22 protein-coding genes and 2 pseudogenes are annotated in these 24,982 nt (G+C 68.0%); 13 read left to right on the top strand and 11 right to left on the bottom strand.

Translation table 11 applies throughout. The annotated features are described in order from the left end of the window. Nucleotides 1–6 precede the first annotated feature (6 nt). The 6 genes from QFZ83_RS13975 to QFZ83_RS13950 all read right to left on the bottom strand — a co-directional run bounded on the left by QFZ83_RS13975 (nt 7) and on the right by QFZ83_RS13950 (nt 5,630). Nucleotides 7–1,008, bottom strand: coding sequence for a BMP family protein (locus QFZ83_RS13975; RefSeq protein ID WP_307507358.1), 1,002 nt, complete (start codon nt 1,006–1,008; stop codon nt 7–9). 190 nt (nt 1,009–1,198) lie between these two features. After that, nucleotides 1,199–1,828 carry a uracil phosphoribosyltransferase gene (gene upp, locus QFZ83_RS13970; protein WP_013541661.1) on the bottom strand — a complete coding sequence of 210 codons (630 nt, stop codon included), beginning with the start codon at nt 1,826–1,828 and terminating at the stop codon, nt 1,199–1,201. A gap of 41 nt (nt 1,829–1,869) precedes the next feature. Then, entirely contained in the window at nt 1,870–3,291 is a 1,422-nt protein-coding gene (locus tag QFZ83_RS13965; protein WP_307507355.1) for a URC4/urg3 family protein, read from the bottom strand. Further along, on the bottom strand, nt 3,288–4,637 hold the full coding sequence (locus QFZ83_RS13960; RefSeq protein WP_307507352.1) for a GTP cyclohydrolase II: 1,350 nt from the start codon (nt 4,635–4,637) through the stop codon (nt 3,288–3,290). Before QFZ83_RS13960 ends, QFZ83_RS13965 begins: the two co-directional genes overlap by 4 nt. 80 nt (nt 4,638–4,717) lie before the next feature. Further along, complete coding sequence (locus tag QFZ83_RS13955) at nt 4,718–5,185, bottom strand: DUF6152 family protein (protein ID WP_307507351.1); 468 nt, start codon at nt 5,183–5,185, stop codon at nt 4,718–4,720. Between the two features lie 25 nt (nt 5,186–5,210). Further along, the gene (locus tag QFZ83_RS13950) at nt 5,211–5,630 is read right to left on the bottom strand and encodes a hypothetical protein (protein ID WP_307507348.1); all 420 of its coding nucleotides are present in this window, start codon (nt 5,628–5,630) and stop codon (nt 5,211–5,213) included. Nucleotides 5,631–5,775: 145 nt separating this feature from the next. Between QFZ83_RS13950 and QFZ83_RS13945 the strand changes: the two genes are divergently transcribed. Both QFZ83_RS13945 and QFZ83_RS13940 read left to right on the top strand, forming a co-directional pair. After that, nucleotides 5,776–6,333: a sigma-70 family RNA polymerase sigma factor gene (locus tag QFZ83_RS13945; RefSeq protein ID WP_307512708.1), complete on the top strand. Its 558-nt coding sequence runs from the start codon at nt 5,776–5,778 to the stop codon at nt 6,331–6,333. Continuing rightward, nucleotides 6,330–6,971, top strand: a complete 642-nt coding sequence (locus QFZ83_RS13940) for a DUF1109 domain-containing protein (RefSeq protein ID WP_307507345.1) — start codon at nt 6,330–6,332, stop codon at nt 6,969–6,971. The genes QFZ83_RS13945 and QFZ83_RS13940 overlap by 4 nt, the downstream gene beginning before the upstream one ends. A gap of 15 nt (nt 6,972–6,986) precedes the next feature. On the opposite strand, the pseudogene QFZ83_RS13935 reads toward QFZ83_RS13940, so the two are convergent. Beyond that, nucleotides 6,987–8,505 (bottom strand): annotated as a pseudogene (locus QFZ83_RS13935) (helicase HerA-like C-terminal domain-containing protein). A 126-nt stretch (nt 8,506–8,631) separates the two neighbouring features. On the opposite strand from QFZ83_RS13935, the gene QFZ83_RS13930 reads away from it, so the two are divergent. Genes QFZ83_RS13930 through fabG form a run of 10 tightly spaced genes read left to right on the top strand, consistent with a single transcriptional unit; the run spans nt 8,632 to nt 18,124 of the window. Further along, a complete protein-coding gene (locus QFZ83_RS13930; protein ID WP_013541653.1) occupies nt 8,632–8,943 on the top strand; it encodes a phosphopantetheine-binding protein in 312 nt (103 codons plus the stop codon). Between the two features lie 5 nt (nt 8,944–8,948). Next, nucleotides 8,949–9,593: a membrane protein gene (locus tag QFZ83_RS13925; RefSeq protein ID WP_041942929.1), complete on the top strand. Its 645-nt coding sequence runs from the start codon at nt 8,949–8,951 to the stop codon at nt 9,591–9,593. A 16-nt stretch (nt 9,594–9,609) separates the two neighbouring features. Then, a complete protein-coding gene (locus QFZ83_RS13920; protein ID WP_307507342.1) occupies nt 9,610–11,319 on the top strand; it encodes an AMP-binding protein in 1,710 nt (569 codons plus the stop codon). After that, entirely contained in the window at nt 11,319–12,323 is a 1,005-nt protein-coding gene (locus QFZ83_RS13915; RefSeq protein WP_307507339.1) for an acyl-CoA synthetase, read from the top strand. The genes QFZ83_RS13920 and QFZ83_RS13915 overlap by 1 nt, the downstream gene beginning before the upstream one ends. After that, a complete protein-coding gene (locus QFZ83_RS13910) occupies nt 12,295–12,921 on the top strand; it encodes a LolA-related protein (protein ID WP_307507337.1) in 627 nt (208 codons plus the stop codon). Before QFZ83_RS13915 ends, QFZ83_RS13910 begins: the two co-directional genes overlap by 29 nt. After that, entirely contained in the window at nt 12,918–15,320 is a 2,403-nt protein-coding gene (locus QFZ83_RS13905; protein ID WP_307507334.1) for an MMPL family transporter, read from the top strand. The genes QFZ83_RS13910 and QFZ83_RS13905 overlap by 4 nt, the downstream gene beginning before the upstream one ends. Next, a complete protein-coding gene (locus QFZ83_RS13900) occupies nt 15,320–16,162 on the top strand; it encodes a polysaccharide deacetylase family protein (protein ID WP_307507331.1) in 843 nt (280 codons plus the stop codon). Before QFZ83_RS13905 ends, QFZ83_RS13900 begins: the two co-directional genes overlap by 1 nt. A gap of 8 nt (nt 16,163–16,170) precedes the next feature. After that, nucleotides 16,171–16,926 carry a class I SAM-dependent methyltransferase gene (locus QFZ83_RS13895; protein WP_013541646.1) on the top strand — a complete coding sequence of 252 codons (756 nt, stop codon included), beginning with the start codon at nt 16,171–16,173 and terminating at the stop codon, nt 16,924–16,926. Next, a complete protein-coding gene (locus QFZ83_RS13890) occupies nt 16,923–17,396 on the top strand; it encodes a hydroxymyristoyl-ACP dehydratase (RefSeq protein ID WP_307507328.1) in 474 nt (157 codons plus the stop codon). Before QFZ83_RS13895 ends, QFZ83_RS13890 begins: the two co-directional genes overlap by 4 nt. Continuing rightward, nucleotides 17,393–18,124 (top strand): 3-oxoacyl-ACP reductase FabG, encoded by a 732-nt coding sequence (gene fabG / locus QFZ83_RS13885; protein WP_307507324.1) that lies wholly within the window; start codon nt 17,393–17,395, stop codon nt 18,122–18,124. Before QFZ83_RS13890 ends, fabG begins: the two co-directional genes overlap by 4 nt. Before the next feature lie 16 nt (nt 18,125–18,140). On the opposite strand, the gene QFZ83_RS13880 is transcribed toward fabG, so the two are convergent. From QFZ83_RS13880 to QFZ83_RS13865, 4 genes are all read right to left on the bottom strand, one after another. Then, complete coding sequence (locus QFZ83_RS13880; RefSeq protein WP_307507321.1) at nt 18,141–18,833, bottom strand: mobilization protein; 693 nt, start codon at nt 18,831–18,833, stop codon at nt 18,141–18,143. 73 nt (nt 18,834–18,906) lie between these two features. After that, nucleotides 18,907–20,199: a type II toxin-antitoxin system HipA family toxin gene (locus QFZ83_RS13875; RefSeq protein ID WP_307507318.1), complete on the bottom strand. Its 1,293-nt coding sequence runs from the start codon at nt 20,197–20,199 to the stop codon at nt 18,907–18,909. Next, the gene (locus tag QFZ83_RS13870; protein ID WP_307507316.1) at nt 20,196–20,519 is read right to left on the bottom strand and encodes a transcriptional regulator; all 324 of its coding nucleotides are present in this window, start codon (nt 20,517–20,519) and stop codon (nt 20,196–20,198) included. Before QFZ83_RS13870 ends, QFZ83_RS13875 begins: the two co-directional genes overlap by 4 nt. A 67-nt stretch (nt 20,520–20,586) precedes the next feature. Next, entirely contained in the window at nt 20,587–21,345 is a 759-nt protein-coding gene (locus tag QFZ83_RS13865; RefSeq protein WP_041942926.1) for a hypothetical protein, read from the bottom strand. Between the two features lie 114 nt (nt 21,346–21,459). On the opposite strand from QFZ83_RS13865, the pseudogene smc reads away from it, so the two are divergent. Next, nucleotides 21,460–24,976 (top strand): annotated as a pseudogene (gene smc / locus QFZ83_RS13860) (chromosome segregation protein SMC). Nucleotides 24,977–24,982: the final 6 nt, after the last annotated feature.

The raw sequence follows: 24,982 nt of genomic DNA, 5'->3' as shown, positions 1-24,982 counted from the left end.
GTTTGCTCACTTTGCCGTCGACTTGGGTTGGCCGTCATCCACCTTCACAGTGAACTTGCCCGAGAGGATGTCGGCCTGCCTGGCCTTCACCTTCGCGACGATGTCGGCCGGCACCTTCTTCTCGAACGTGCCGAGCGGGGCGAGTTCGGAGCCCTTGTGCTTCATCTGCGAATAGACGCCGTAGTCTTCGGCTGCGAACTTGCCTTCCTTCACGAGCTTGATCGCGCGGTCGGCCGAGGGCTCGAAGTTCCACAGGGCCGAGGCGACCACGGTGTCGGGGTACTGGCTCTGCGTGTCGATCACGTTGCCGATGGCGAGCTTGCCCTTTTCCTTGGCGGCATCCGAGACGCCGAAGCGCTCGGCGTACATCACGTCGGCCCCCTTGTCGATCATCGCGAAGGCCGCTTCCTTGGCCTTGGGCGGGTCGAACCAGCTGTTGATGAAGCTCACGCTGAACTCCACCTTCGGGTTCGTTTCCTTGGCGCCCGCCATGAAGGCGTTCATCAGGCGATTGACTTCGGGAATCGGAAAACCGCCGACCATGCCGATGCGGTTGCTCTTGGTCATGCCGCCAGCCACCATGCCGCTCAGGTACGCCGGCTCCTGGATGTAGTTGTCGAACACGCTGAAATTGGGCGCCTGCGGCTTGAGCGACGAACCCATCAGAAAGGCGACCTTGGGGAAGTCCTTCGCGACCTTGCGTGCCGCCGCTTCCACGCCGAACACCTCGCCCAAAATCAGCTGGTTGCCGCCGGTCGCGTACTCGCGCATCACGCGCTCGTAGTCGGCGTTGCTCACGTTCTCGGTGGCCTTGTATTCGATCTCCCCGCGTGCCTCGGCGGCCTTGAGCGCCTTGTGGATGCGGCCCACCCATTGCTGCTCGAACGGCACGGTGTACACCGCCGCCACCTTGAGCTTGGCCTGCGCAAGCGCGATGCCCGGCGCACCGGCCGCGAGTGCCGCGGCAATGGCGGCGGAACGAATGATCAACTGACGGCGTGCTGTCACGGTCTTCTCCTCGGTCGTAAAAAATTCAAGTGCTGCAACCTCCGTGCCCACCCGGCCGCCGGGTCCTTCGCGAAACACCGCGGAACCGGCTTTGCCGGGCCGCTGGTGTTGCCCCCGGTAGGGGGAAGGAGAAGCGGACACGAAGTGCCGCGCAGCCTGGGGGCGAGCCCTATTTTTCTGGGGGCGAGCTTTATTTCGTGCCGAAGATGCGGTCGCCCGCGTCGCCGAGGCCGGGCAGGATGTACCCGTGGCTGTTGAGTTCGCGGTCGATCGCCGCCGTGTAGATCGGCACATCCGGGTGCGCCTTCTGCATCGTCGCCACGCCTTCGGGGCAGGTCAGCAGGCACACGAACTTGATCGACTTCGGGTTCAGTTCCTTCAGCCGCTCGACCGCAGCCACGGCCGAGTTGCCGGTGGCCAGCATCGGGTCGACCACGATCACGTCGCGGTTCTCCATTTCGCCGGGCATCTTGAAGTAGTACTCGACGGCGGTGAGCGTCTTCGGGTCGCGGTACAGGCCGATATGGCCGACGCGCGCGCCGGGCACCACCGTCAGCATGCCGTCCAGGATGCCGGTGCCGGCACGCAGGATCGACACCAGCACCAGCTTCTTGCCGTCGATGACCTTGGCCTGCATGGTCTCCAGCGGGGTTTCGACCTCGATGTCCTGCATCGGCATGTCGCGCGTGACCTCGTAGGCCATGAGCATGCTGATTTCATTGAGGAGCCGGCGAAAGCTGTTGGTGGACGCGTCCTTGCGGCGCATCAGCGTGAGCTTGTGCTGGACGAGGGGGTGGTCGACGAGGTGGACGTTGCTCATTGGATTTTTTATGCCGTTGCTGCTGAAGTGAACCCGCGAGTCTAAAAGACGGTGCCGTCGCTCTCGATCAGGAGCGGTGGCGCTCCGTCTCGCAAGCGCTGTGCCAGTGAACGGCCCGCCGCCCAGGTGCCGCCCTCGAGCACGCAGGCGAGCGGCAGCTCTTCCTCGGTGCGGTCGAGCACCTTGCGCACGCGCGGCGCCACCTCGTCGAGCAGCGCCACGGTGAGTGCGCGCCACTCGACGATGAATTCGTCGCCCGCTTTCCAGCGGCGGGTGAGGAAGGCCGGGTCCTTCGGCACGATCACGCCGCTGTCGATCAGGAGGCCCCCATTTCGGTACTCGGGCAGGGCGGTGAGCGCATCGAGCTGGCGCACCTTCACGCCCGCCCATTCGAAAGGCTCGAGCAGCGAATAGGTGAGCCACTGCGAGAGCTTGTGAAACGGCATCCAGCCGTTGGTGAGGCCAGGGCCGCGCACCGCGCTGTGGCGCCAGCAGTCGCCGAGCGCCAGCGCCGGGTCGCCCGAGGGGATGCCGCCGGCGTTGTCGCTGCCGTCGATGGCGATGCTGTCCACCGCATTGGCCGAGGGCCAGATGCGCGAGAGCGATTCGAGCAGCAGCGACAGGATCTGGTGCGCGGTGATCTCGGCCGTGGGCGGCGAGGCGGCGCCGAAAGGCGCGACCAGCGCATCGAACATGCCGGCAGGCCGGCCGTCTTCGCCGAAGGTCTCGGGCTGTTCGCTCATCGCCTCGCCGAGCCGGCGCAAGAGAATCGCCCGGCCCGCGAGGCCCACCAGCGGATTGACGTCGCTCACCTGGAAGGCATCGCCCAGCCGGTCGGTCACGAGGCCCTTGAGGCCGGCCGCGTCGGCCTGCAGCGGATGGTCGGGGTCGGACGAGAAAAGCCCGCTCGTGAATGCGTGGAAGCTCGCCACGCCCAACCCTTCGGAGCGGGTGTAGCGCTCGCCCGTGGCGGGCTCGGTGTAGTGCCAGTCGGGGCCGGCGCCGGCATCGAGCAGCACGCTCACCAGCACGAGGTCGATGTGCGCGCGGGCGCGCTGCCGGGCGTCGATGCCTTTGCCCAGCAGCTCGTCCAACTGCTTCAGCCGGTCGATGCCGCCAGCCTCGAAGTGGCGCCAGCGGCTGTGATACGGGATGGTGTCCCACGGGTAGCGCTCGCGCGTGACCTCGGCGACGGTGCGCGCCGCGTCTTCGAGCGCGTCGTCGCTGCCGATGCGAAACCACTGCGATTCACCGCGCCGCGCGCGTGCCAGCAGCGCAGCCGCGCGCTCCCGGATGGCGGCCGTGGTGCGCAGCAGCGAGGCCGCGCCGGCCGGGTGGGCCGTGTCCACGGCGAATTCGATGGACGGATCGACCGTGCCCTCACCGCCGGGCGCGAGGCTGCCCGAGCCATCGGCGGGCATGTTCGGAAATTTGTCGTTGCTGTTTCTGTTGCTGCTGCTCATTCGCTCAATCCCCGGCCCTTGGCCTTCTTGAGTTCCTCGGCGTCCGGCACCGGGCCGGGCGTGAAGTAGCCGGCGGCCATCTTGGCGTCCATCTCGACGCGGGCGTCCGCCGGGATCAGTTCATCGGGAATGTTCACGCGCTCGCCGATCTCGATGCCCGAGCCGGTGATCGCGTCGAACTTCATGTTGCTCATCGACACGAGCCGATGGATCTTCTTGATGCCGAGCCAGTGGAAGACGTCGGGCATCAGCTCCTGAAAGCGCATGTCCTGCACGCCGGCCACGCACTCGGTGCGCGCGAAGTACTGGTCGGCCGTGTCGCCGCCCACCTGGCGCTTGCGGGCGTTGTAGACCAGGAACTTGGTCACTTCGCCGAGCGCGCGGCCTTCCTTGCGCGAGTAGGCGATGAGCCCCACGCCGCCGCGCTGCGCGCCCTGGATGCACTCTTCGATGGCGTGCGTGAGGTAGGGGCGGCAGGTGCAGATGTCGGAGCCGAACACGTCGGAGCCGTTGCACTCGTCGTGGATGCGCGCGGTGAGTTCCACCTCGGGGTTGGCCAGGTCGCGCGGGTTGCCGAAGATGTAGATGGTCTGCCCGCCGATGGGCGGCAGGAACACTTCGAGGTCGGAGCGCGTGACGAGCTCGGGGTACATGCCGCCGGTTTCCTCGAAGAGCGTGCGGCGCAGGTCGGTCTCGGAGCAGCCGAAGCGGCGCGCCACCTCGGGGAGGTACCACACGGGCTCGATGGCCGCCTTGGTCACCATCGCAGCGCCGCCCGCAGTAAGGAAGTGGCCATCGGCCTTCAGGCGGCCGCTCTGCAGCGCCTCGATCACCTCGGGCAGGATCACGTGCGCCTTGGTGATCGCGATGGTCGGGCGGATGTCGTAGCCCGCGGCCAACTCGGTGGAGAACACATCGGCCACCAGCGCGCCCCAGGGGTCGAGCGAGACGATGCGGCCCGGCTCGCCCCACTGCGGGTACGGGCCGATCACGTCGGTGGGCGCGGTGTTGGTGAGGTCGGCCTTGTGCTCGCGCTTCAAGGCACCCGACGCCACCGCGAGCGCGCGGTACACGCTGTAGGAGCCGCTGTGCGTGCCGATGACGTTGCGATGCGCGCGCTTGGTGGTCGTGCCGACGACGGGGCCGCGCTCGGTGGCGGTGGCCGCGCCCCATTGAATGGGCAATGCACCGAAGCCGCCGGCATGCGAGGTCAGGCGGATGTGCCCGGTCGACGAGGAGGGGTGCAGCGGTACGAGCGGCGAGACGGGGGAAAGCGGCGAGAGCGGCGAAAGGGGCGTGGCGCCGGCCGGAAGTGCGGAAGGGATCTGGGTGCTATCTACAGACATTGCAGGCCTTCAAAAAATGCAATGTACCGATCACTTGTGCGGCTGGCAAGCCGGGGCGGACCATGCCCCGGCGGCGGCATTCAGGCCGGCGAGGAGCGAAGTCCGTAGGCCTTCCCGTCGACGAACAGGTATTCGGCGCGCAGCACCGCATCGCCTTTCTCGCCGGTGAAAGTGAAGCCGAGCACGCCCACCTGGGTGCCGGGCTTGATCTCTTCCACGCCCCAGGCCTGCAGGCGCGTGAGAGGCGCCAGCTCGATCTGCCATTTGCGGTCGCGCCGCGTCGGCAATTGCGCCTTGGCCAGGAGTCCGGGGCCGTCGACGGACGTCGTCTGTTTGGGCAAGGCGCGTTGCTTCAGGTCAGCGGGCAGCGCCGGGTTGTCGGGCAGTTCGAGCTCCAGTTCGCCGTGCGGGTTGCGCCACAGCACCTTGGTCGCGCGGCCCTCCAGATAGAGCGGACGCTCCTGGTCGAAGCTGCTCCATCCGTGGTGCGCCCAGGCGGGCAGGGCAAGGCCCAACGAGGCGGCAGTGAAGAGGCGTCTTTGCATCATCTCGGTCTCCTTCGGTTCAGTCGGTTCAGAGGTAGGCGATCCAGCGCCCGCAGATGATGACAGCGAGCCAAAACCCCAAGGACAGAAGGCATTGCGCCTTGCCGAAGCGGTCGACGGTCGCGACGCCGCTGCGGAAATGAAAGAGCGCGGCATTGGCGCCGGCCAGGGCGATCAGGAGCATCTTGATGCGAAAGGCGTTGTTCGCGAGCAGTTCGTCCGGCTGGCCCGAGAACATAGTGAGCCCGGTGGCCGCGCACAGCCCGAAGCCGACGAGCGCGGGGCGGAGCGTGAGACGTGCCAGCAACGGCGCGGGCAGCTCGCGGCCCATGCCGAGCGCGCGCAACTCGAATACCAGCAGCCCGCCGAACAGCAGCGCGATGCCGACGATATGCACCACCTCCAGCGCCGGGTAGGCCCAGGGATGCGAGACGAGTCCGCGGAACATCGGCGCAGCTTAGCCCAAGGTGCGGGCGAAGGGCCTGCGGGCGCGGGCACTTTGCGTGTCGCGGCACAATCCAACGCACTATTTTTCGACCCGGCTGTAACCAGCCAGCCCGATGGCACGAACCCCTATAAGCAGCAGGATGCAGATGGGCGACGCGGAAGCGGCGCTGCGGAGCCTGTTCCTTCGGGGGCTCGATGGCGATGCGAACGCCTACCGCGAATTCCTGCAGAAACTCAGCGCGCACCTGCGCGCCTTTCTGGGCAAGCGCCTCTTTGGCTGGCCCGATGAAGTGGAAGACCTTGTCCAGGAATGCCTGCTCGCCATGCACAACCAGCGCCACACCTACCAGAGCGACCAGCCGCTGACGGCCTGGGTGCACGCGATTGCGCGCTACAAGATGATCGACCTCTTGCGCGCCAAGTCGGTCCGAGAAGACCTGCATGACCCGCTGGACGACGACCTCGCCGTGTTCGCCGAGTCGGCCACCGAGGCCAGCGACGCGAGGCGCGACCTGGGCGGCCTGCTCGAGACGCTGCCCGAGCGCCAGCGCCTGCCGATCGTGCACGTGAAGATCGAGGGCCTCTCGGTCGCCGAGACCGCGAGCCTCACGGGCATGTCGGAGTCGGCGGTGAAGGTCGGCATCCACCGCGGACTCAAGGCGCTGGCCGCGCGCTTCGGCCATGAGTGGAGCGCTGCCGCATGAAGACCGACGACCTGGTCGCGATGCTCGCGAACGGTCCCGTCGCGGTGCCGCGCCGCGCGACGAGCCGGCGGCTGTGGCTGGCGCTGCTGGTCGGCATGCCGCTGTCGTTCGTGATCCTGTTCGCCGAGTACGGCCCCAGGCGCGATCTGGTGCAGGCCATGTTCTGGCCGATGTTCTGGGTCAAGGTGCTGTTTCCGCTGTGCATTGCGGCGGCCGGCTTCGTGATGGTGCAGCGGCTTGCGCGGCCGGGTGTTGCGGTGCGGCATGCCTGGCTTGGTGCGGTGCTGCCGGTGCTCGGCGTCTGGACACTGGCTGTCATCGCCTGGTTCACCCTGCCGGCCGAGGACAAGATGCCGTCGCTCATGGGGCAGTCGTGGCGCATCTGCGCGCTCAGCATTGGGCTGATGGCACTGCCGGTTTTCGCGGCCACGCTGGTGGCGCTCAAGGGGCTCGCGCCCACGCAGCCTGCGCTGGCGGGCGCCGCGGCGGGTGCGCTTGCGGGCGGTGTCGGAGCCGCGGTCTATGCGCTGCACTGCATGGAGCTCACCGCGCCGTTCCTGGCGGTCTGGTATGTGAGCGGCATTGCCGTGCCGGTGCTGGTCGGCGCTGCGCTCGGGCCGCGCCTGTTGCGCTGGTAAGCCTGCCCGCGGGCTTCAGCGCTTCTTGCTGCCGAAGATGCCGCCGAGCACGCCCCGCAAAATCTCCTTGCCCACCGACGTGCCCATGGTGCGCACCGCCGACTTGGCCATGGTCTGCACCAGGCCGTCGCGCTTGCCGCCGCGCGGGCCGGTGCTGCCGAAGATCATGTCGTTGAGCATGCCGCCCATGCCGGAGCCCGCTTCCTCGGTGCCGGCCTTGCCGGCTGGGCCCTTGGCCGCGGACGCGTCGGGCGCGGACTCGGCGCGGCCCTTGAGCTTTTCGTAGGCCGATTCGCGGTCCACCGTCTTCTCGTACACACCGGCAACGAGCGAGTTGGCGATCAATGCCTTGCGCTGGTCGGGCGTGATCGGCCCGAGCTGGCTGCCGGGCGGCAGCACGAACACGCGCTCGGTCACGCTCGGGCGGCCCTTTTCATCGAGGAAGCTCACGAGCGCCTCGCCGACAGCGAGTTCGGTGATGGCGGTTTCGATGTCGAGGCCGGGCTTCTGGCGCATGGTGCTGGCGGCTGCCTTTCACGGCCTTCTGGTCGCGCGGGGTGAAGGCGCGCAGCGCATGCTGCACGCGGTTGCCGAGCTGGGCCAGCACCGCGTCGGGAATGTCCAGCGGGTTCTGGGTGACGAAATACACGCCCACGCCCTTGGAGCGCACGAGCCGCACCACGAGTTCGATGCGCTCCACCAGCGCCTTGGGCGCCTCGTTGAAGAGCAGGTGCGCCTCGTCGAAGAAGAAGGCGAGCTTGGGCTGGTCGGGGTCGCCGATTTCGGGCAGTTGCTCGAACAGTTCCGACAGCATCCAGAGCAAGAAGGTCGCGTACAGGCGCGGCGAATTCATCAGCTTGTCGGCCGCCAGCACGTTGACCACGCCCTTGCCACCCACGGTCTGCATGAAATCGGCGATGTTGAGCATCGGCTCGCCGAAGAACTTGTCGCCGCCCTGGGTTTCGATCTGCAGCAGGCCGCGCTGGATGGCGCCCACGCTGGCGGCGCTGATGTTGCCGTACTGGGTGGTGAACTGGCTGGCGTTCTCGCCCACGTACTGCAGCATGGCGCGCAGGTCCTTCAGGTCGAGCAGCAGCATGCCGTTGTCGTCGGCGATCTTGAACACCAGGTTCAGCACGCCGGCCTGGGTTTCGTTCACGTCGAGCATGCGGCCCAGCAGCAGCGGGCCCATGTCGGAGACGGTGGCGCGCACAGGGTGGCCCTGTTCGCCGAACACGTCCCACAGCGTCACGGGGCAGGCGGAGGGCTCGGGCACGTCGATGCCGCGTTCCTTCAGCGTGGCGGCCAGCTTGTCGCCGATGGTGCCTTTCTGGCTGATGCCGGTCAGGTCGCCCTTGACGTCGGCCATGAACACCGGAACACCGATGCTGGAGAGCTTCTCGGCGATGGTCTGGAGGGTGACTGTCTTGCCGGTGCCGGTGGCACCGGTGATGAGACCGTGGCGGTTGGCAAGACTGGGGAGGAGGGCGCACTCGATGCTGTCGTGGCGGGCGATCAGAAGGGGGTCTGCCATGAGAGGCTCCGGTCGTATCGAAGCGGGTAGTCTAGGGCCCTCGCACAGGGTGAACAGGCCCTGGGCCGCACTCCTATAATCCACGGCCGCACGATAGGTTCAGGAAAAAGTTTTCAGGAGGTTTTTTTGTCATCGACTGCTCAGCCCCCCATTCCCGCCACTGGCGATGCGTCAGAACAGTCGCCGATCGAAAAAGAACTCGCCGTGCTGCTCGTGAACGCCCTCAATCTCGAGGTTGCGCCCGAGGACATCGTTCCCACCGAGCCGCTGTACGGCGAAGGTTTGGGCCTTGACTCCATCGACATCCTCGAAGTCGCGCTCGAAGTCTCGCGGCGCTATGGCTTCCAGCTGCGTTCGGACGACGAACGCAACCAGCAGATCTTCCAGTCGCTGCGCACGCTCGCGACGCACGTCGCCCAGCACCGCGCCGCTCCCTGAATCCCATGTCACGATGGCGAATAGCGCTCCTGCTGATGGTGGGAGTGGCCTATGCCGGCCTTTCCCACTGGATGACCTTGTTCCACGCCACCGAGCCGTGGGCGGTGGTGGTGTTGCTCGGCCCGCTGTGGCTTGCGGCCATGGGTTTCGCCGCCAGCTGGTTCGGCCGCTGGGGCTTTGCGGCCGCAATGGCATTGGGCATCGGCGGCTTCTCGCTGGTCTTCCTGGGTGAAGCGGGCGATCCGAACCGTCTCTATGTGCTGCAGCACGTCGGCATCAACGGCGCGCTCTGCGGCTGGTTCGGCTCCACGCTGCGCGGCCGCGGGCTGCCGCTGATCACGCAATTCGCGCAGCGCGTGCATCCGCTCAAGGGGCACATGCTGTCCTACACGACACATCTCACACAGGTCTGGACCGTGTATTTCGCGGTGGTGGTCGTGTCGTCGATCGTGGTCTACCTGACGATGCCGTTCTCGGCCTGGTCGCTGCTGGCCAATGTGCTGTCGCCGGTGTCGGTGGCCCTGTTGTTCGTCGGCGAGCACCTGGTGCGCTACAGGCTGCATCCCGAGTTCGAGCGCACCCGGCTTGTCGATGCGGTGCGTGCCTTCTACGGCACTTCGACGATCGACAATGGCGCCGGCCCCCGGTGACACAGGCGCAGCCCGCGTGACGACAGACAACCCCTTCCTGCCCCTGCTCGCGGACCGCGACCCCGACGCCCCTCTGGCCTGGCGCGCGGGCGTGCCCGTGAGCACTCGCCAGTTCCTGGCCGACGTGGCTCGCTTCGCGCCGGTGCTGCCGGCCGAAGGCCCCGCAGTCAACCTGTGCGTCGACCGCTACGCCTTCGCGGTGAGCCTGGGTGCCGCGCTGATGCGCGGCCACGCGAGCTTGCTGCCGCCCGACGCGCGCCCCGACACGCTGGCGCGCCTGGTCGAAAGCCACGGCACCCGCCTTTTCGCGCTCACCGACGACACGAAGCAGCAGACGCCCGGCATGCAGCGCGTGCTGATCGAGGACCGCTCCAGCCTCGAAGGCGACGCGGACGCGACGGTGCCCGCATTCGACGGCGCGATGCACGCGGCCAGCCTGCTCACCTCGGGCTCCACCGGCGCGCCGCAACCGCATGCCAAGAATTGGCGCACGCTGGTGGGCGACGTGGCCGTCGCGGTCGAGCGGCTCAGCCGCGTCCTCGGCCGTCCGTCGCTCGAAGGCCTGACGCTGGTTGCGACCGTGCCGGTGCAGCACAGCTACGGCCTCGAATCGTCGGTGTTGCTCGCGATGCTGGGCGGTGCCATGTTCGAAAGCGGACGGCCCTTTTTCCCGGCCGACGTGGCGCAGACGCTGGCTTCGGTGCCGCGCCCGCGCGCGCTGGTGACCACGCCGTTCCATCTGAAGACACTGCTGCTGTCGGGCATCGACCTGCCGCCGGTGGACCTGATCCTCTCGGCCACCGCGCCGCTGTCGCCGCAGCTCGCACTGCAGGCCGAACAGGCCATGGGCGCGGTGCTGCTCGAAATCTACGGCAGCACCGAGTCGGGCCAGGTCGCCACGCGCCGCACGACCGAAAGCGAGATCTGGGAAAACTTCGGCCAGATCCGCGTGCGTGCGGAGCCGGGCGAGGGCGACGGGCCCGAGCGCTTCATCTTCGAGGGCGACTTCATTCCCGAGCCGACGCCCATGGCGGACGTGCTCGAGCTCCTGGACGACCGGCGTTTTCGCCTGTTCGGCCGCGCCAATGACCTGATCCATGTGGCGGGCCGGCGCAGTTCTCTCGCGCACCTGAACTACCACCTGAACAGCATTCCCGGCATCGACGACGGCGCGTTCTGGCTGCCCGACGAGGTGGCCGACGGCGTGGTGCGTCCGGTGGCCTTCGTGGTGGCACCCACGCTGGCGGCGGGCGAGATCATCGCCGCGCTGCGCCAGCGCCTCGAGCCGGTGTTCGTGCCGCGGCGCGTGGTGCAGGTGAAGTCTTTTCCGCGCGAAGGGACCGGCAAGCTCACGGTCAGGGCGCTGCGCGAATTCGCGCTGGCGCAGCTCGCGGAAGACGACACGCCGGTGAAGATCGCCCACACCGTGCCCGTCGACCATCCTTCTTTCGCCGGCCATTTCCCCGGCCAGCCGCTGCTGCCCGGCGCGCTGGTGCTGGCCGAGGTCATGGAAGCGATCCAGCGCGTGCCGGCGCTGGTCGCGCGCCTTGGGGTGAGTCCTACGCTCGCTGCGGCCAAGTTCCTGGCGCCGGTGCGGCCCGGCAGCACGCTCTCCATCGAACTGCAACCGGAAGCCGGTGCCGGCCGCGGCGTGCGCTTCGACGTGCGCTGCGACGGCGTGGTGGCTGTCACCGGCCGTTGGACTGCCGTGCAAGAGTCCGCGTGATGAAGCACACCGACGCCGAAACGCGCGCCCTCAACGAGGCTGCCCAGTCTGCGCAGACCACGCAGAAGGGCGGCTGGACCCAGGCGCCCGAGCGCAGCAACATGCTGGCGCTGCGCTTCATCTGCTTCATGGCGCTGGTGTGCGGGCGCCACATCACGCGGCTGCTGCTGCCGCCGATCAGTCTTTACTTCCTGTTGTTCGCGCCCGCGCCGCGCCGGCAGATCAAGCGCTATTTGTTCCGGGCCATCGGCCCGCATGCGGGCTGGATCGACGGCTACCGGCTGCTGCACGCGTTCTCCTCGACGGTGCTCGACCGGGTGTATTTCCTGCGCGGCCGCATGGATCTTTTCAAGATCACGATCGAAGGCAACGAACCGCTCGAAACCGAAGCGGCCGAAGGGCGGGGCGCCTTTCTGCTCGGTGCGCACGTGGGCAGCTTCGAGGTGATGGGGGCCTGCAAGCACCGCACGCAGCAACAGGGCCTGCGCCTCGCGATGCTGATGTACCCCGACAACGCACAGCGCATCACGGCCATCCTCAACCACATCGCGGTGCCCGAGATGCGGCCCCACGTGATCGCGCTCGGCCGGCCGAATTCGATGCTCGCGCTGCGCGACTGGCTCGACGACGGCGGCCTGGGCGGCATGCTGGCCGACCGCACGCTGCCGGGCAGCGAAGACCAGCCCTCGCACCATCGCGGCAACAGCATCGTGCTGCCGTTCCTTGGCCAGCCGGCCTCCTTCAACGACGGGCCGTTCCGCCTGGCAGCGTTGCTGCGCCGCAAGGTGTTCTTCATGGCCGGCCTCTATGGCGGCGGCGCTCGCTACGATGTCCGTTTCGATCCGCTGGCCGACTTTGCCGAGCCGGCTGTCGACGCCGCGGACCGCGAGCGGCGCATCCGCGCCGCGGTCGAGGCCTACGCCGCACGCCTGGAGGCGCTGTGCCGCGCTTATCCGTACAACTGGTTCAACTTTCATGATTTCTGGCTCGAAGATGCGGCTTGACCGGCTTTGCAAGGTGTTGGTGCTGGCGGTGGCTTTCTGTGCCGCGCCGGCGTGGGCGTTCGACCTGCCCGAGCTGATGGGCCTCCTGGCCAAGCAGAAGAGCGGCGAGGCCCGCTTCACCGAACAACGCTTCGTGCACGGCCTGGAAGGCCCGCTCGATGCGAGCGGCACGCTGAGCTTCGAGGCGCCCGACAAGCTCGTGCGCCGCACGCTGTCGCCGCGCACCGAGACCATGGCCGTCGACGGCAACACGCTCACGCTCTCGCGCGGCGGGCGCAACCGCACGCTGGCGCTGGACAGCATGCCCGAGCTGCTCGGCCTGGTCGAAGCCATGCGCGGCACGCTGAGCGGCGACGGCGCCACGCTGCAGCGCTATTTCAAAAGCACGGTGACGGGCGCGCCGGGCAAGTGGACGCTCGACCTCACGCCCATGGACAGCCGCCTGGCCGCGCAGGTGCGCAGCATCCGCATCAGCGGCCGCGCGAGCGACGTGCTGGGGCTGGAGATGGAGTTCATCGGCGGTGATCGCTCGGTCATGACCATCTCGCCGAACGCGCCCGCGGCCCCGTCCGGCGCGGCCGGACGCACCACACCGTGACCACCGTGAATGCGGCGCCGCAGGCCGGCGGCCCGCCGGGCTGGCGGCAGAGGGCCGTCGTGTTGATCGCGTGGCTGCTGGTGCTCTTGTGCGGTGCCGTCGTCATTGCGCGCACGCAGATCGGCGCCGATCTCTCGGCCTTCCTGCCCAAGAGCCCGGACCTGCGCCAGCGCGTGCTGATCGAGCAACTGCAAAGCGGCGTCGCCTCGCGCACGCTGATGCTGGGCATCGAGGGCGGCAGCGCCGAGCAGCGCGCCGCGGCCTCGCGTGCCACGGCGAAGGTCATGCGCGAAAGCCAGCTCTTCGACCTGATCCAGAACGGCGACGTCGGCGACTGGAGCGAGGCGGGCACCTGGGTGTTCCAGCACCGCTATCAACTCTCGCCCGCGGCCGTGCCGGGGCACTTCACGGCCGAGGGCCTGCGCGACGCGATCAACGAGACGCTGTCGATGCTGGGCACGCCGGCCGGCAACGTGATCAAGCCATTTCTCGACCGCGATCCGACCGGCGAGACCCAGCGCATCGCCATGGAACTGGTGCCGGCGAGCTCGCCGCGCAGCGAAGACGGCGTATGGATGTCGCGCACCGCGCCGCGCGCGCTGATGATCGCCACCACGCGCGCCGCCGGCAGCGACCTCGACGCCCAGGCCGTGGCCATCGCGAAGGTGCATGCTGCGTTCGACGCCGCCACGCGCGAGATGGGCGAGGCCAGGCCCAAGCTGCTGCTGAGCGGTCCGCCGGTGTTCTCGGTCATGAGCCGCGACAAGATCAAGACCGAAGCCATTCATCTCGCGATCGTCGGCGGCATCGTGATGGGCGTCTTGCTGCTGCTGGCCTTCGCCTCGCCGCGCGCGCTCCTCATCGCCTTCCTGCCGGTGGCGACGGGCGTGGTGATCGGCACCGCGAGCGTGAGCCTGGTGTTCGGCTCGGTGCACGGCCTCACGCTGGGGTTCGGCAGCACGCTGATCGGCGAGACGGTGGACTACGCCATCTATTACCTGATCCAGGCGCGCGGCGCCAACGTGGCCGGCACCGGCTGGCAGCGCTGGCGCGACCTGAACTGGCCCACCGTGCGACTCGGGTTGCTGACGTCGGTGTGCGGCTTCGCGGCGCTGGTGTTTTCGGGCTTCCCCGGGCTCGCGCAATTGGGCGTGTTCTCCATCGCTGGGCTGGTCTCCGCCGCGCTGGCCACGCGCTATGTGCTGCCGATGCTCGCACCCGACGGTGCGACCGGCATGGGCATGCGCAAGTACATGGCACAGCTCGCCGGCATGCTGGTGCGCGGCCTGCCGCGCCTGCGCTGGCCGCTGGCCGCACTCGGCGTGGCTGCGCTGGGGCTGGTGCTGTGGCAGGGCGGGCACCTCTGGCGCGCCGACCTGGGCGCGATGAGTCCGGTGCCCAAGTCGGCCCAGCAGCTCGACGAGATGCTGCGCAACGACATCGGCGCGAGCGATGGCGGCGTGCTGGTCGTGGCCTACGGCGATGACGACCAGGCGGCGCTGCAGAACACCGAAGCGGCGGCGGCGAAGCTCGATGCGCTGGTCGACACAGGCGAACTCGTCGGCTACGAGGCCGTCACGCGCGTGCTGCCCAGCGCGGCCACGCAGCGTGCGCGCATCGCGAGCCTGCCCGATGCGGCCACGCTGCAAGCCAGCCTGGCCGAAGCGACGAAGGGCCTGCCGCTGCCGGCTTCGCGGCTCGGGCCGTTCTTGGCCGACGTCGAGGCTGCGCGCAAGCAATCGCCCGTGCAGCGCGCTGACTTGGCTGGCGGGCCGCTCGGCTCGGTGCTGAACACGCTGATGTACCAGCGCCCGGGTGGCGGATGGGCGACGCTGCTGGTGCTGCATCCCGGAACGAAATTCGACCAGGGCCGGCTCGAAGCCGCGCTCGCGGGCACGACCGACGTGCAGGTGGTCGATGTCGGCCGCGAACTCGCGAGCCTCTACCAGCGTTATCTGCACGAAGCCTTCGTGCAGGTGCTGCTCGGCGCGCTGGCGGTCGTGGTGCTTCTGGGCATCTACCTGCGGTCGTGGCGCCGCCTTCTGGCCGTGTGCCAGCCGCTGGTGTTCGCGGTGATGCTCACGCTCGGCGGCATGGCGCTGGCGCAGGCTGCGCTCGGCATCCTCCATTTGGTGGGGCTGCTGCTGATCGTGGCGGTGGGTTCGAACTACGCGCTGTTCTTCGACCAGCTGCGCACGACAGGGCGGGCGGATGAAGACACGCTGGCCTCGCTGATGCTGGCGAACCTCACGACGGTGGTTTCATTTGGCTTGATCGCGATATCGGATATCCCGGCACTGTCGTCGATCGGTCGCGTGGTGGCCCCGGGGGCGTTGCTGGCGCTGCTGCTGTCGGCGGCGTTTGCCCGGCGTGTGGCGCCGTCCGTGCGGCGTACCTGATGGGAAAATCCGCCGCCATGTCTTCCGCAGCCGTCACCGCTTCCGAATCCTGGCCCTGGCCGCCGGCCATGCGCGCCAGCGCGGCCTTGCATGTGGCCGCCATCGGCGCGGGCGTGCTGGTGCCGGGCGCCTGGCCCTGGGCAGTCGGCGCGATCGTGCTCAACCACGCCTTGATCACCGGCGCCGGCCTCACGCCGCGCAGCAACCTGCTGGGGCCCAACGTCACGCGGCTGCCCGAAGCGGCGGCGGCCCGGCGCGAAGTGGCGATCACCATCGACGACGGGCCCGAGCCCGAAGTCACACCGCGCGTGCTCGACCTGCTGGACGCGCACGGCCAGCGCGCCACCTTCTTCTGCATCGCCGAGCGTGTGCTGGCGCATCCGGAACTGGCGCGCGAGATCGTGGCGCGCGGCCACAGCATCCAGAACCACACGGCGCAGCACCGGCACAACTTCTCGTTCCTCGGACCGCGTGGCTTCGCGAGCGAGATCGCACGGGCGCAGGACATCCTGACCGAGGTCACCGGCCAGCGCCCGACCTGTTTCCGCGCGCCCGCCGGGCTGCGGAATCCCTTTCTCGAACCCGTGCTGCACCGCCTGGGCCTTTCGCTCGTGAGCTGGACGCGGCGCGGTTTCGACACGCGCGAAGGCGACCCCGCCAAGGTGATGGCGCGCCTCGCCCGCAACCTGCAGGCCCGCGACATCCTGTTGCTGCACGACGGCAACGCCGCGCGCACCGCCGAAGGAAAACCCGTTTTGCTGGAGGTATTGCCCTTGTTGCTCGAACGCCTGCGCGCCGATGGATTGCGCGCCGTGACCCTGCCTGAAGGGATGAAGCTGTGAGTGCCGTGATGTCGTCGCTGTCGACCGACAACGCATGGCGCGAGTTGCACGAAGCCGCGACCGTTCCCTACAAGAAGGGCGGCACCTTCGCCTGGCAGTTCGCACGCGGGAAGCTGGGGCGCGACCCGGTGTTCCGTGGCCTGCTCGAACGCGGGCTGATCGACGCGCAGCATCGGCGCGTGGTCGACATCGGCTGCGGTCAGGGCCTCTTCGTGAGCCTGCTTGCCTCGATGAGCGCGATGCAGCAGCAAGGACGCTGGCCTGCTTCATGGCCGGCCACGCCGGCCGCCGCAGACTACACCGGTATCGAACTGATGCCCAAGGACGTGGCGCGCGCCGAGGCATCTGTCGGCCATCTGCAGCCGACGCCGCGCCTGGTGTGCGCCGACATGTGCTCGGCCGCCTTGCCCGATTGCGACCTCGTCGTGATCCTCGACGTGCTGCATTACGTGGACCTCGCGGCGCAAGAGGGCGTGCTGACGCGTGTGCGCGATGCGCTCCGGCGCGGCGGCAACCCGAAGGCGCGGCTGCTGCTGCGCGTGGGCGACGCGTCGAGCCGCCGCGGTTTCGCGATCAGCCAGTGGGTCGATCGCACGGTGACGCGCATCCGCGGCCACAAGGTCTCGCCGACCTGGGGCCGTCCGCTCGCCGAATGGACGGCGCTGCTGCAGCGCCTGGGTTTCCGCGTGCAGAGCATTCCGATGAGCGAAGGCACGCCGTTCGCCAACGTGCTGCTGGTGGCCGATCTGGAGGCCGCTGCTTGACGGCACCGCAGACGCTCGACCGCGCGGGCATCGCCGCGCGCATTCCGCACAGCGGCAGCATGTGCCTGCTGGAGCGGCTCGACGGGTGGGATGCTGAGGTGATCCGCTGCAGCACGACCACACACCGTTTGCTGGACAACCCGCTGCGCACGACCGGAGGATTGCTCGCGCCGAACGCCATCGAATATGCGGCGCAGGCCATGGCCCTTCATGGCGGATTGCTCGCCGTGGAAGGCAGCGCGCCGTCGGCTGGTTTTCTGGCGAGTGCACGCAATGTGCGATTGGCCGTCGCGCGGCTCGACGACGTCGAGGGCGAACTGCATGTGCAGGCCCGGCGTCTGTCGGGCGACGAGCGGCAGGTTCTCTATGAATTCGCGGTCAGCGCCGACGACGGCCGCACGCTCGCCGAGGGGCGGGCCGTGGTGGTCCTGAACACGCCACTCGCAACACAAGAAAGCACTGCAGCATGAGTCTCGAAGGAAAACGCGCGCTGATCACGGGCGCCAGCGGCGCACTCGGCGCGGCCATGGCCGAACGTTTTGCGCGGGACGGCGCAACAGTGCTGCTGCATGCCAACTCGCGGCCGGAGGCGGTCGAGCAACTGGCGGCGTCGATCACGGCGGCGGGCGGCAAGGCGGAATGCCATGTGTTCGACCTGCGCAGCGATGAAGCCTCGGCGGCGGCATGCGCGCGCATCCTGGAAGGTGGGCCGGTCCAGATCCTCGTCAACAACGCCGGCGTGCACGACGATGCGGTGCTGCCGGGCATGCGCGCCGATCAGTGGCACAAGGTGATCGACGTGTCCCTCAACGGCTTCTTCCGCGTGACGCAGCCGTTGCTGCTGCCGATGATGCGCACGCGCTGGGGGCGCATCCTGAACATCTCGTCGGTGTCCGCGATCACGGGCAACCGGGGGCAGGTGAACTACGCCGCGGCCAAGGGCGCGCTCAACAGCGCGACCAAGGCGCTGTCGCTCGAGGTGGCGTCGCGCGGCGTGACGGTCAATGCGATCGCGCCGGGGATCATCACGTCGCCGATGGCGGATGCGGTGTTCGATCCCGCGGTCATCAACCAGATGGTGCCGGTGAAACGGGCGGGAACGCCGCAGGAAGTTGCGGCGCTGGCCTCGTTCCTGGCCAGCGACGAAGCGGCCTACATCACCGGGCAGGTGATCTCGATCAACGGCGGGATGATCTGAGGCCTGCGGCTGGGCTTTACAGCGGCAGCGTGTCGAACGCCGCGTAGGCTGTAGCCAGCCACGACTTCACGCGCTGGCGTTCCAGCAGTCCCAAGGCATGCGCGCCTTCGCGGTCGTTCACGGCCTTCCAGAAGCTCGTGTTCTGTGCATCGATCTTGCGCATGCTGGCTTCGTGCAAGCGCGGCAACGCAATGACCCGCGCACCGTTCGCATTCGCCTTGGAGAGCGACTGCGAGGCGAGCAGCATCCCGAAATCGCTGCCGCGGCCGTAGTTCTGCACCACGATGTAGTTGGGCCGGTTGCCGAAGGTGTCGATCAGCGTGCCGAGCAGGTCGGTGGAGTCCTTGCCGTCGTCGAGCACGTGCCAGAAATTGACCGTGACGCCGATCTCGGCGAACACGTCGAACAGGTCCGACTCCTTGATCCAGCGCGACAGCGGGGCCAGCGTCTGGGCGGCCAAGTCGACGATCACGCTTTGCTTCGGGTTGGTTTCGAAGCCGTTCACGACCGTGTCGAGTCCTTCGTAGCTGTCGACCACGACGGGCGAGGCGAAGCCTTCGTAGAAGCGGGTGAACGAGCTGTGCGAACGGTCGGTGTCGAAGCCGGTGAAAGGGCGGCTGCGGTCGATGAAGTACTGGGCCAGGACGCGCGCCGTGACCGACTTGCCGACACCGCCTTTTTCGCCGCCGATGAAATTGATGGAGCTCATGAGTTGCTGCTGCCTCGAATGGGTTGAGGGGTGAAGGGCTGAATCATTCTAGGGGGCGTGTTTTTCTGTTTGTTTATTTGCCGCGCTTGGCCATGCCTTGCAGCAAGGGGTGTGCCTGCAAGCGTTGCTGCAGCCGTTTTTTCCACGGCGCGGGGAGCGTCGAGGCGTCGATCATTTCGGGCCAGAGACTGCGTGCGAGCCGTGCCGTGTCAGTGACCACGCGGCGCACCAGCGGTTCGTGCAGGCCGGTCGAGAAGCAGAAGGCGCGCACATTGGCGGGCGTGAAGAGGGCAGTGCGTTTGGGCGTGGCGCCTGCATTCGGTAGCAGCGGCAGGGCATGGCCGTCGACGCCCTGGATCGCTGCGTACGCGACGATGTCGTAGGCCGGCGCCAGCCGTGGCGCGATGCCGTCGGCGTACAGCACGCCGAAGTTCTTCAGGTGGGCATCGGGGTTGCCGAGCAGGTCGTTCACCGCGAGGCGCCGCACGAGTTCGAGCACCGCGTCTTCGCCCAGCGACGGGAACGCCTGCATGGCGAGCGCCATGTCGAGGTAGCTCGCGCTGTACTTGTGCATCGGGTCGACTGCGAGCACCTGCGCGAAGTCCTCGAAGTGGATGCGGCGCGCGCCGTCGCGGTCGAAGCGCGTCACGGCGAGGAAGTCGGGCTCGTCGGGCAGTGCGTAGCTGTGCTCGGCCTTGATGGCCGAGAGCGGTGCCAGTTTGGCCTCGCATACCGTGACACCCGCGGCGCCCGCCATCTGCAGCGAGAGCATTTCGAGCTGCGGCATGTGCGGCCGGCCCGCCACCGGCAGCTTGGCGATCACGCGCGTGCTCGCACCGGCCCGCGTGCGCGCCACGTAGCGCCCGCCCTGGCGTCGCAGGCCCAGCTTGGGCTGCACGCCCGATACCGAGATGCCCTGCGGCATCGGCAGTTCGACCACGGACATCTCGAGCGCGTCCTGGTCCTGGGTGATGAGCCGCTGCAGCGTGCCGCGGTCCACCGACACCGGCTTGGCGCTCACCGCGCCGGGCAGGTCGCCGCCGCAGGCCGCGAGCAGTTCGAAGTGGTCGTTTTCGCGGCAGCCACGCAACTGCGCGATGTGGCTGCGCAGCACGCCCTCGGGCAGCAGGTTCTGGAAGAAGCGCGGGAGCTGCCCGCCCTGGGCATTGAAGAGCGGGTTCTTCACGTCGGCCCAGAGGGCGGCTTGCGTGGCGGGGTCGCTCGCCACCATCGAGAGGGAGAGCACCTCCTGCGGTGGCGCGGCGATCAGTTCGGGCTCCGCCACGAAGCGGCACAGGTCGGCGTACTGGAAAAGCTTGCCGAAACGCCGTGTGCCGAGCGAGATCTCCAGGATCTTGACGTTCATGGCGAGCGTCGCTTGTTGTTGGTGGTGTATGGCGGCGGGGCCGGCGCCTGCGCGACCGCGTGGCCCACGCGGGTGGCGACAGGGCGATAGCCGGGATCGGTGCCTGTGGTTTCGCCGAAACCCTTGGGCGCGAGTTGCAGTTCCAGCCCGAGTGCATCGACCAGCGCGAGCAACGAGGACATTTGCGGATTGCCCTGAAGGCTCAGGGCATTGCGGACCGAGCGCTCGGTGAGCCCGGAGCGCAGCGCGATCTCGGCGGTCGAGAGGCCCGACGCATCGCGCCGTGCGACCAGGGTGTTGATGAGCTCTTGTCTGTTCACGGAAAGATATTACCGGAAACTCCATTTTGGGAAATATATTTCCTGGACGGTGTCGCGGCTATCCAGCTTATTTGGGCACCAGGGTGAACAAAGGCATGACCACGCCCATCACCCAGTTCTGGCCGAAATCGAGTGCCGCGCGGCGGTACTTCTCGTCGGCCTGCGCGGCCAGCAGGTCGAGCCGGGCCACCACTTTCGACAGCTCGCGGTCGGCCACGAGGTTGCGGCCGCGCTCGCTGATCTCGGTCGCCAGCAGCAGCGGCTGGCCGTCGGGACCGGTCTTGGAGGAGATCAGCCAGAGCGAGATCTCGAAATTGCGCGCGGCCCGGTAGCTGTTCTCGGCGTCGACGCCGTCGATCATGGTCTGCTCCCAGGTGCCGCCGTTGGCCTGCTTGAGCATCGCGGCCCAGCCGACCACCAGCGCGGCGACGCGATCGCCTTGGTAGGACTGCGGCCCGGTCTCGAAAGCCAGACGGATTGCCTCGATGCCGTTGGCGCCGCGCAGCTCGGGCAGATCGGGGCCTTTGAGGATGGCGTCCCAGGTGCGCTGGATGGCTTCGTCGATGCTCGCGGCCGACTTGCGCCACTCCCGCGGGTTGCGCCGGTAGAGCGTGGTCTGCACGCGCCGGATCGACTGCAGGTTGTCGCGCAGCGAGAGGTTCGCGATGCGGTTGGCGCCGGACTGCAACCATTCCTGATTGGCATAGGGCTCGGCGCGGTCGGTCGACCGAAACGAAGAACAGCCCGCCAGGCCGAGCAAGGACGCGGCGCCTGCCAAGAGGCAGGTGCGCCGCGCCGCAAGGGGTAAAACCGGAGAAACACTCATGCCCTGACGTTATCATCCACGGCTGGGGCGGCGGCTCGCTTCGAGCAGCGAGCCCGTGCAATTTTCCTTACAAATCAATACCTTGGCGTTAACGCCAAGGCAGGCCGACAAGTCGTGCGTCTTAATTCCATCAAGCTTTCGGGCTTCAAGTCGTTCGCCGAACCCACCAACTTCCTGCTGCCGGGCCAACTGGTCGGCGTGGTCGGGCCCAACGGTTGCGGCAAGTCGAACATCATGGATGCGGTGCGCTGGGTGCTCGGCGAATCGCGCGCCTCCGAACTGCGCGGCGAGTCGATGCAGGACGTGATCTTCAACGGCACGACCACCCGCAAGCAGGCCAGCCGCTCGAGCGTCGAGCTGGTGTTCGACAACGCCGACCACCGCGCCGGCGGCCAGTGGAACCAGTTCGGCGAAATCGCGGTGCGGCGCGTGCTCACGCGCGACGGCACCAGCAGCTACTACATCAACAACCAGCCGGTGCGCCGCCGCGACGTGCAGGACGTGTTCCTCGGCACCGGCCTCGGCCCGCGCGCCTACGCCATCATCGGCCAGGGCACGATCAGCCGGATCATCGAATCCAAGCCCGAGGAACTGCGCCTGTTCCTCGAGGAAGCAGCCGGCGTCTCCAAGTACAAGGAGCGTCGCCGCGAGACCGAAAACCGCCTGGGCGACACGCGCGAGAACTTGACGCGCGTCGAAGACATCCTGCGCGAACTCAATGCCAACCTCGAGAAGCTCGAGAAGCAGGCCGAGGTGGCCGCGCGCTATAACACGCTGCAGGGCGAAGCCACGAAGAAGCAGCACCAGCTGTGGTTCTTGAAGCGCAGCGAGAGCGATGCCGACCAGGCCAAGATCAAGGCCGATTCGGAGCGGGCGATCAACGACCTCGAATCGCGCACCGCTGATCTGCGCCACATCGAAGCCGAACTCGAGACCGTGCGCCAAGCCCACTACGCGGCCGGCGACCAGGTCAATCAGGCGCAGGGCAAGCTCTACGAGGCCAGCGCCGAAGTCGGCCGGCTCGAAGGCGAGATCCGCTTCGTGGTCGAAGGCCGCCAGCGCGTCGAGCAGCGGCTCCTGCAGCTGCGCGAGCAGATGGGCCAGTGGGGCACGCGCCGCGAAGAGGCGGAGACCGAAATTGAGACGCTGGCCGGGAGGGGGTGTCGATGCCGAAGAGCAGGCGATCCTGCTGGCCGCCCAGCTCGAAGAACACGACGCGCGCATGCCCGAGCTCGAAGAAGCCGTGCAGCGCGCCCAGAACGAAGCCAACAGCCAGCGCACGACCGTGTCGCAGGTGCAGCAGCAGATCCAGGTGCTGGCCGCCGACCAGCGCAACATCGAAGACCAGAGCCGACAGCTCACGCTGCGCAGCGAGCGCCTGCGCGCCGATCAGAACGCGCTGGCCGCGCCCGACGAGGCGCGTCTGCTCGACATGCAGGAGCAACTCGCCGCCGCGCAGGAAACCGCGAGCGAAGCCGAGGCCCGCCTGCACGAGCTGCAGGAAGCCGTGCCGCAACTGGACGACGACCGCCGCGCGAAGCAGCAGGCCGTCAACACCGAAGGCGCGCGCCACGCCGAGTTCTCGGCGCGGCTCGAGGCGCTCCGTGCGCTGCAGGAAAAGGTCAAGACCGACGGCAAGCTGGCCCCCTGGCTCGCCAAGCATGGGCTCGACGGCCTGCAGGGCCTGTGGAGCCGCATTCACATCGAGCAGGGCTGGGAAAGCGCGCTCGAAGCCGCATTGCGCGAGCGCCTGGGTGCGCTCGAAGTCAGCCGGCTCGACATGGTCCGCGCCTTCGGCAACGACGCGCCGCCGGCCAAGCTTGCGTTCTACAGCCCGCCGTCGGCCGGAGCACCGCAGGGCGCTGCCGCGCTGCCGCGGCTGTCGAGCCTGCTGCGCCTGAACGATGCCGGCCAGCAAGCCTTGCTGAACGACTGGCTCCACGGCTGCTACACCGCCGCCAGCTTCGAAGAAGCGCTGGCGCAGCGCGCCACGCTGCAGCCGGGTGAAGTCATCTACGTGCAGAGCGGCCATGCCGTGTCGTCGCACAGCGTCAACTTCTACGCACCCGATTCCGAGCAGGCCGGCCTCCTGGCCCGCCAGCAGGAAATGGAAAACCTGGAGCGCCAGCTCCGCGCTCAGACCCTCATCAACGAAGAGGCGCGCACCGCGCTGATTCGCGCCGAAGCCGCGTACGGCGACGCAGCGCAACGCCTCGTGACCGCACGCCGCGAAGCCGCCGACACCCAGTCGCGCGCCCACGAACTGCAGGTCGAAACCCTGCGCATGACCCAGCTCGCCGAGCAGACGCGTGCGCGCAGCCAGCAGCTGGCTTCCGACCTCGGCGAAGTCGATGCGCAGCTTGAAGAACTGCAAGAGAAGCGCATCGCCGCCGAAGGCCGCTTCGAAGAGCTCGACATGCAACTGGCCGACAGCCAGGAACGCCATGCGCAACTCGACGAGCTCGTGATCGAAGCCGGCCGTGCGCTGAATGCCAGCCGCGAGCAGCACCGCAGCCTGGAGCGCCAGGCGCAAGAGGCCACCTTCTCGCAGCGCACGCTCGAAGCCCGTCGTGCCGAACTAAATCGTGCGATCGAGACCGCCTCGCAGCAGGTCGTGGCGCTCACCGATGAAGACGAGCGCGCCCGCGCCGAGCTAAGCCGGCTCTCCGACGCTGCCGCACAGGCCGGCCTGCAGGACGCGCTGTCGCTCAAGCTCGAACGCGAAACCTCGCTCGGCGCGGCGCGCAGCCAGTACGACGACCTCACGCTCAAGCTGCGCGCCAGCGACGAGCGCCGCCTGCAACTGGAGCGCGAGCTCGATCCGCTGCGCCAGCGCATCACCGAATTCCAGTTGAAGGAGCAGGCCGCGCGCCTGGGCGTCGAGCAATACCAGCAGTTGCTGGAAGATGCCGGCGCCGATCTCGAAGCCATTTCGCAATCCATCGAGACCGACAAGGTGCGCCTGACCGGACTTCAGAGCGAAATCGACCGCCTCAACCGCGAAGTGGTCGCACTCGGCGCGGTGAACCTCGCCGCTCTTGACGAACTCGCGATTGCCAGCGAGCGCAAGACCTTCCTCGATGCCCAGTCGGCCGACCTGAACGAAGCCATCGGCACGCTCGAAGACGCGATCCGCAAGATCGACGCCGAAACGCGCGACCTGCTCGGCGGCACCTTCAAGATCGTCAACGAGCACTTCAGCCGCATGTTCCCCGAGCTCTTCGGCGGCGGCAATGCGCGGCTGGTGATGACGGGCGACGAAATCCTCGACGCCGGCGTGCAGGTGCTCGCGCAGCCGCCCGGCAAGAAGAACCAGACCATCCACCTGCTCTCGGGCGGCGAGAAGGCGCTCACGGCGATTGCGTTGGTGTTCGCCATCTTTCAGCTCAACCCGGCGCCGTTCTGCCTGCTGGACGAAGTGGACGCGCCGCTGGACGACGCCAACACCGAGCGCTATGCCAAACTCGTGACCGCCATGAGCCGCGAAACCCAGTTCCTCTTCATCAGCCACAACAAGATCGCCATGGAAATGGCCGAGCAGTTGATCGGCGTCACGATGCAGGAGCAGGGCGTTTCGCGCATCGTGGCGGTGGACATGGAGGCCGCGGCCTCCATGGTCGAGGCCGCTTGAGCTGGC

The sequence above is a fragment of the Variovorax sp. W1I1 genome, assembly GCF_030815625.1.
Lineage (GTDB): Bacteria > Pseudomonadota > Gammaproteobacteria > Burkholderiales > Burkholderiaceae_C > Variovorax > Variovorax paradoxus_C.
Note: the sequence above shows the minus strand (reverse complement) of the source record. Positions and strands in the feature narration are given on the sequence as shown.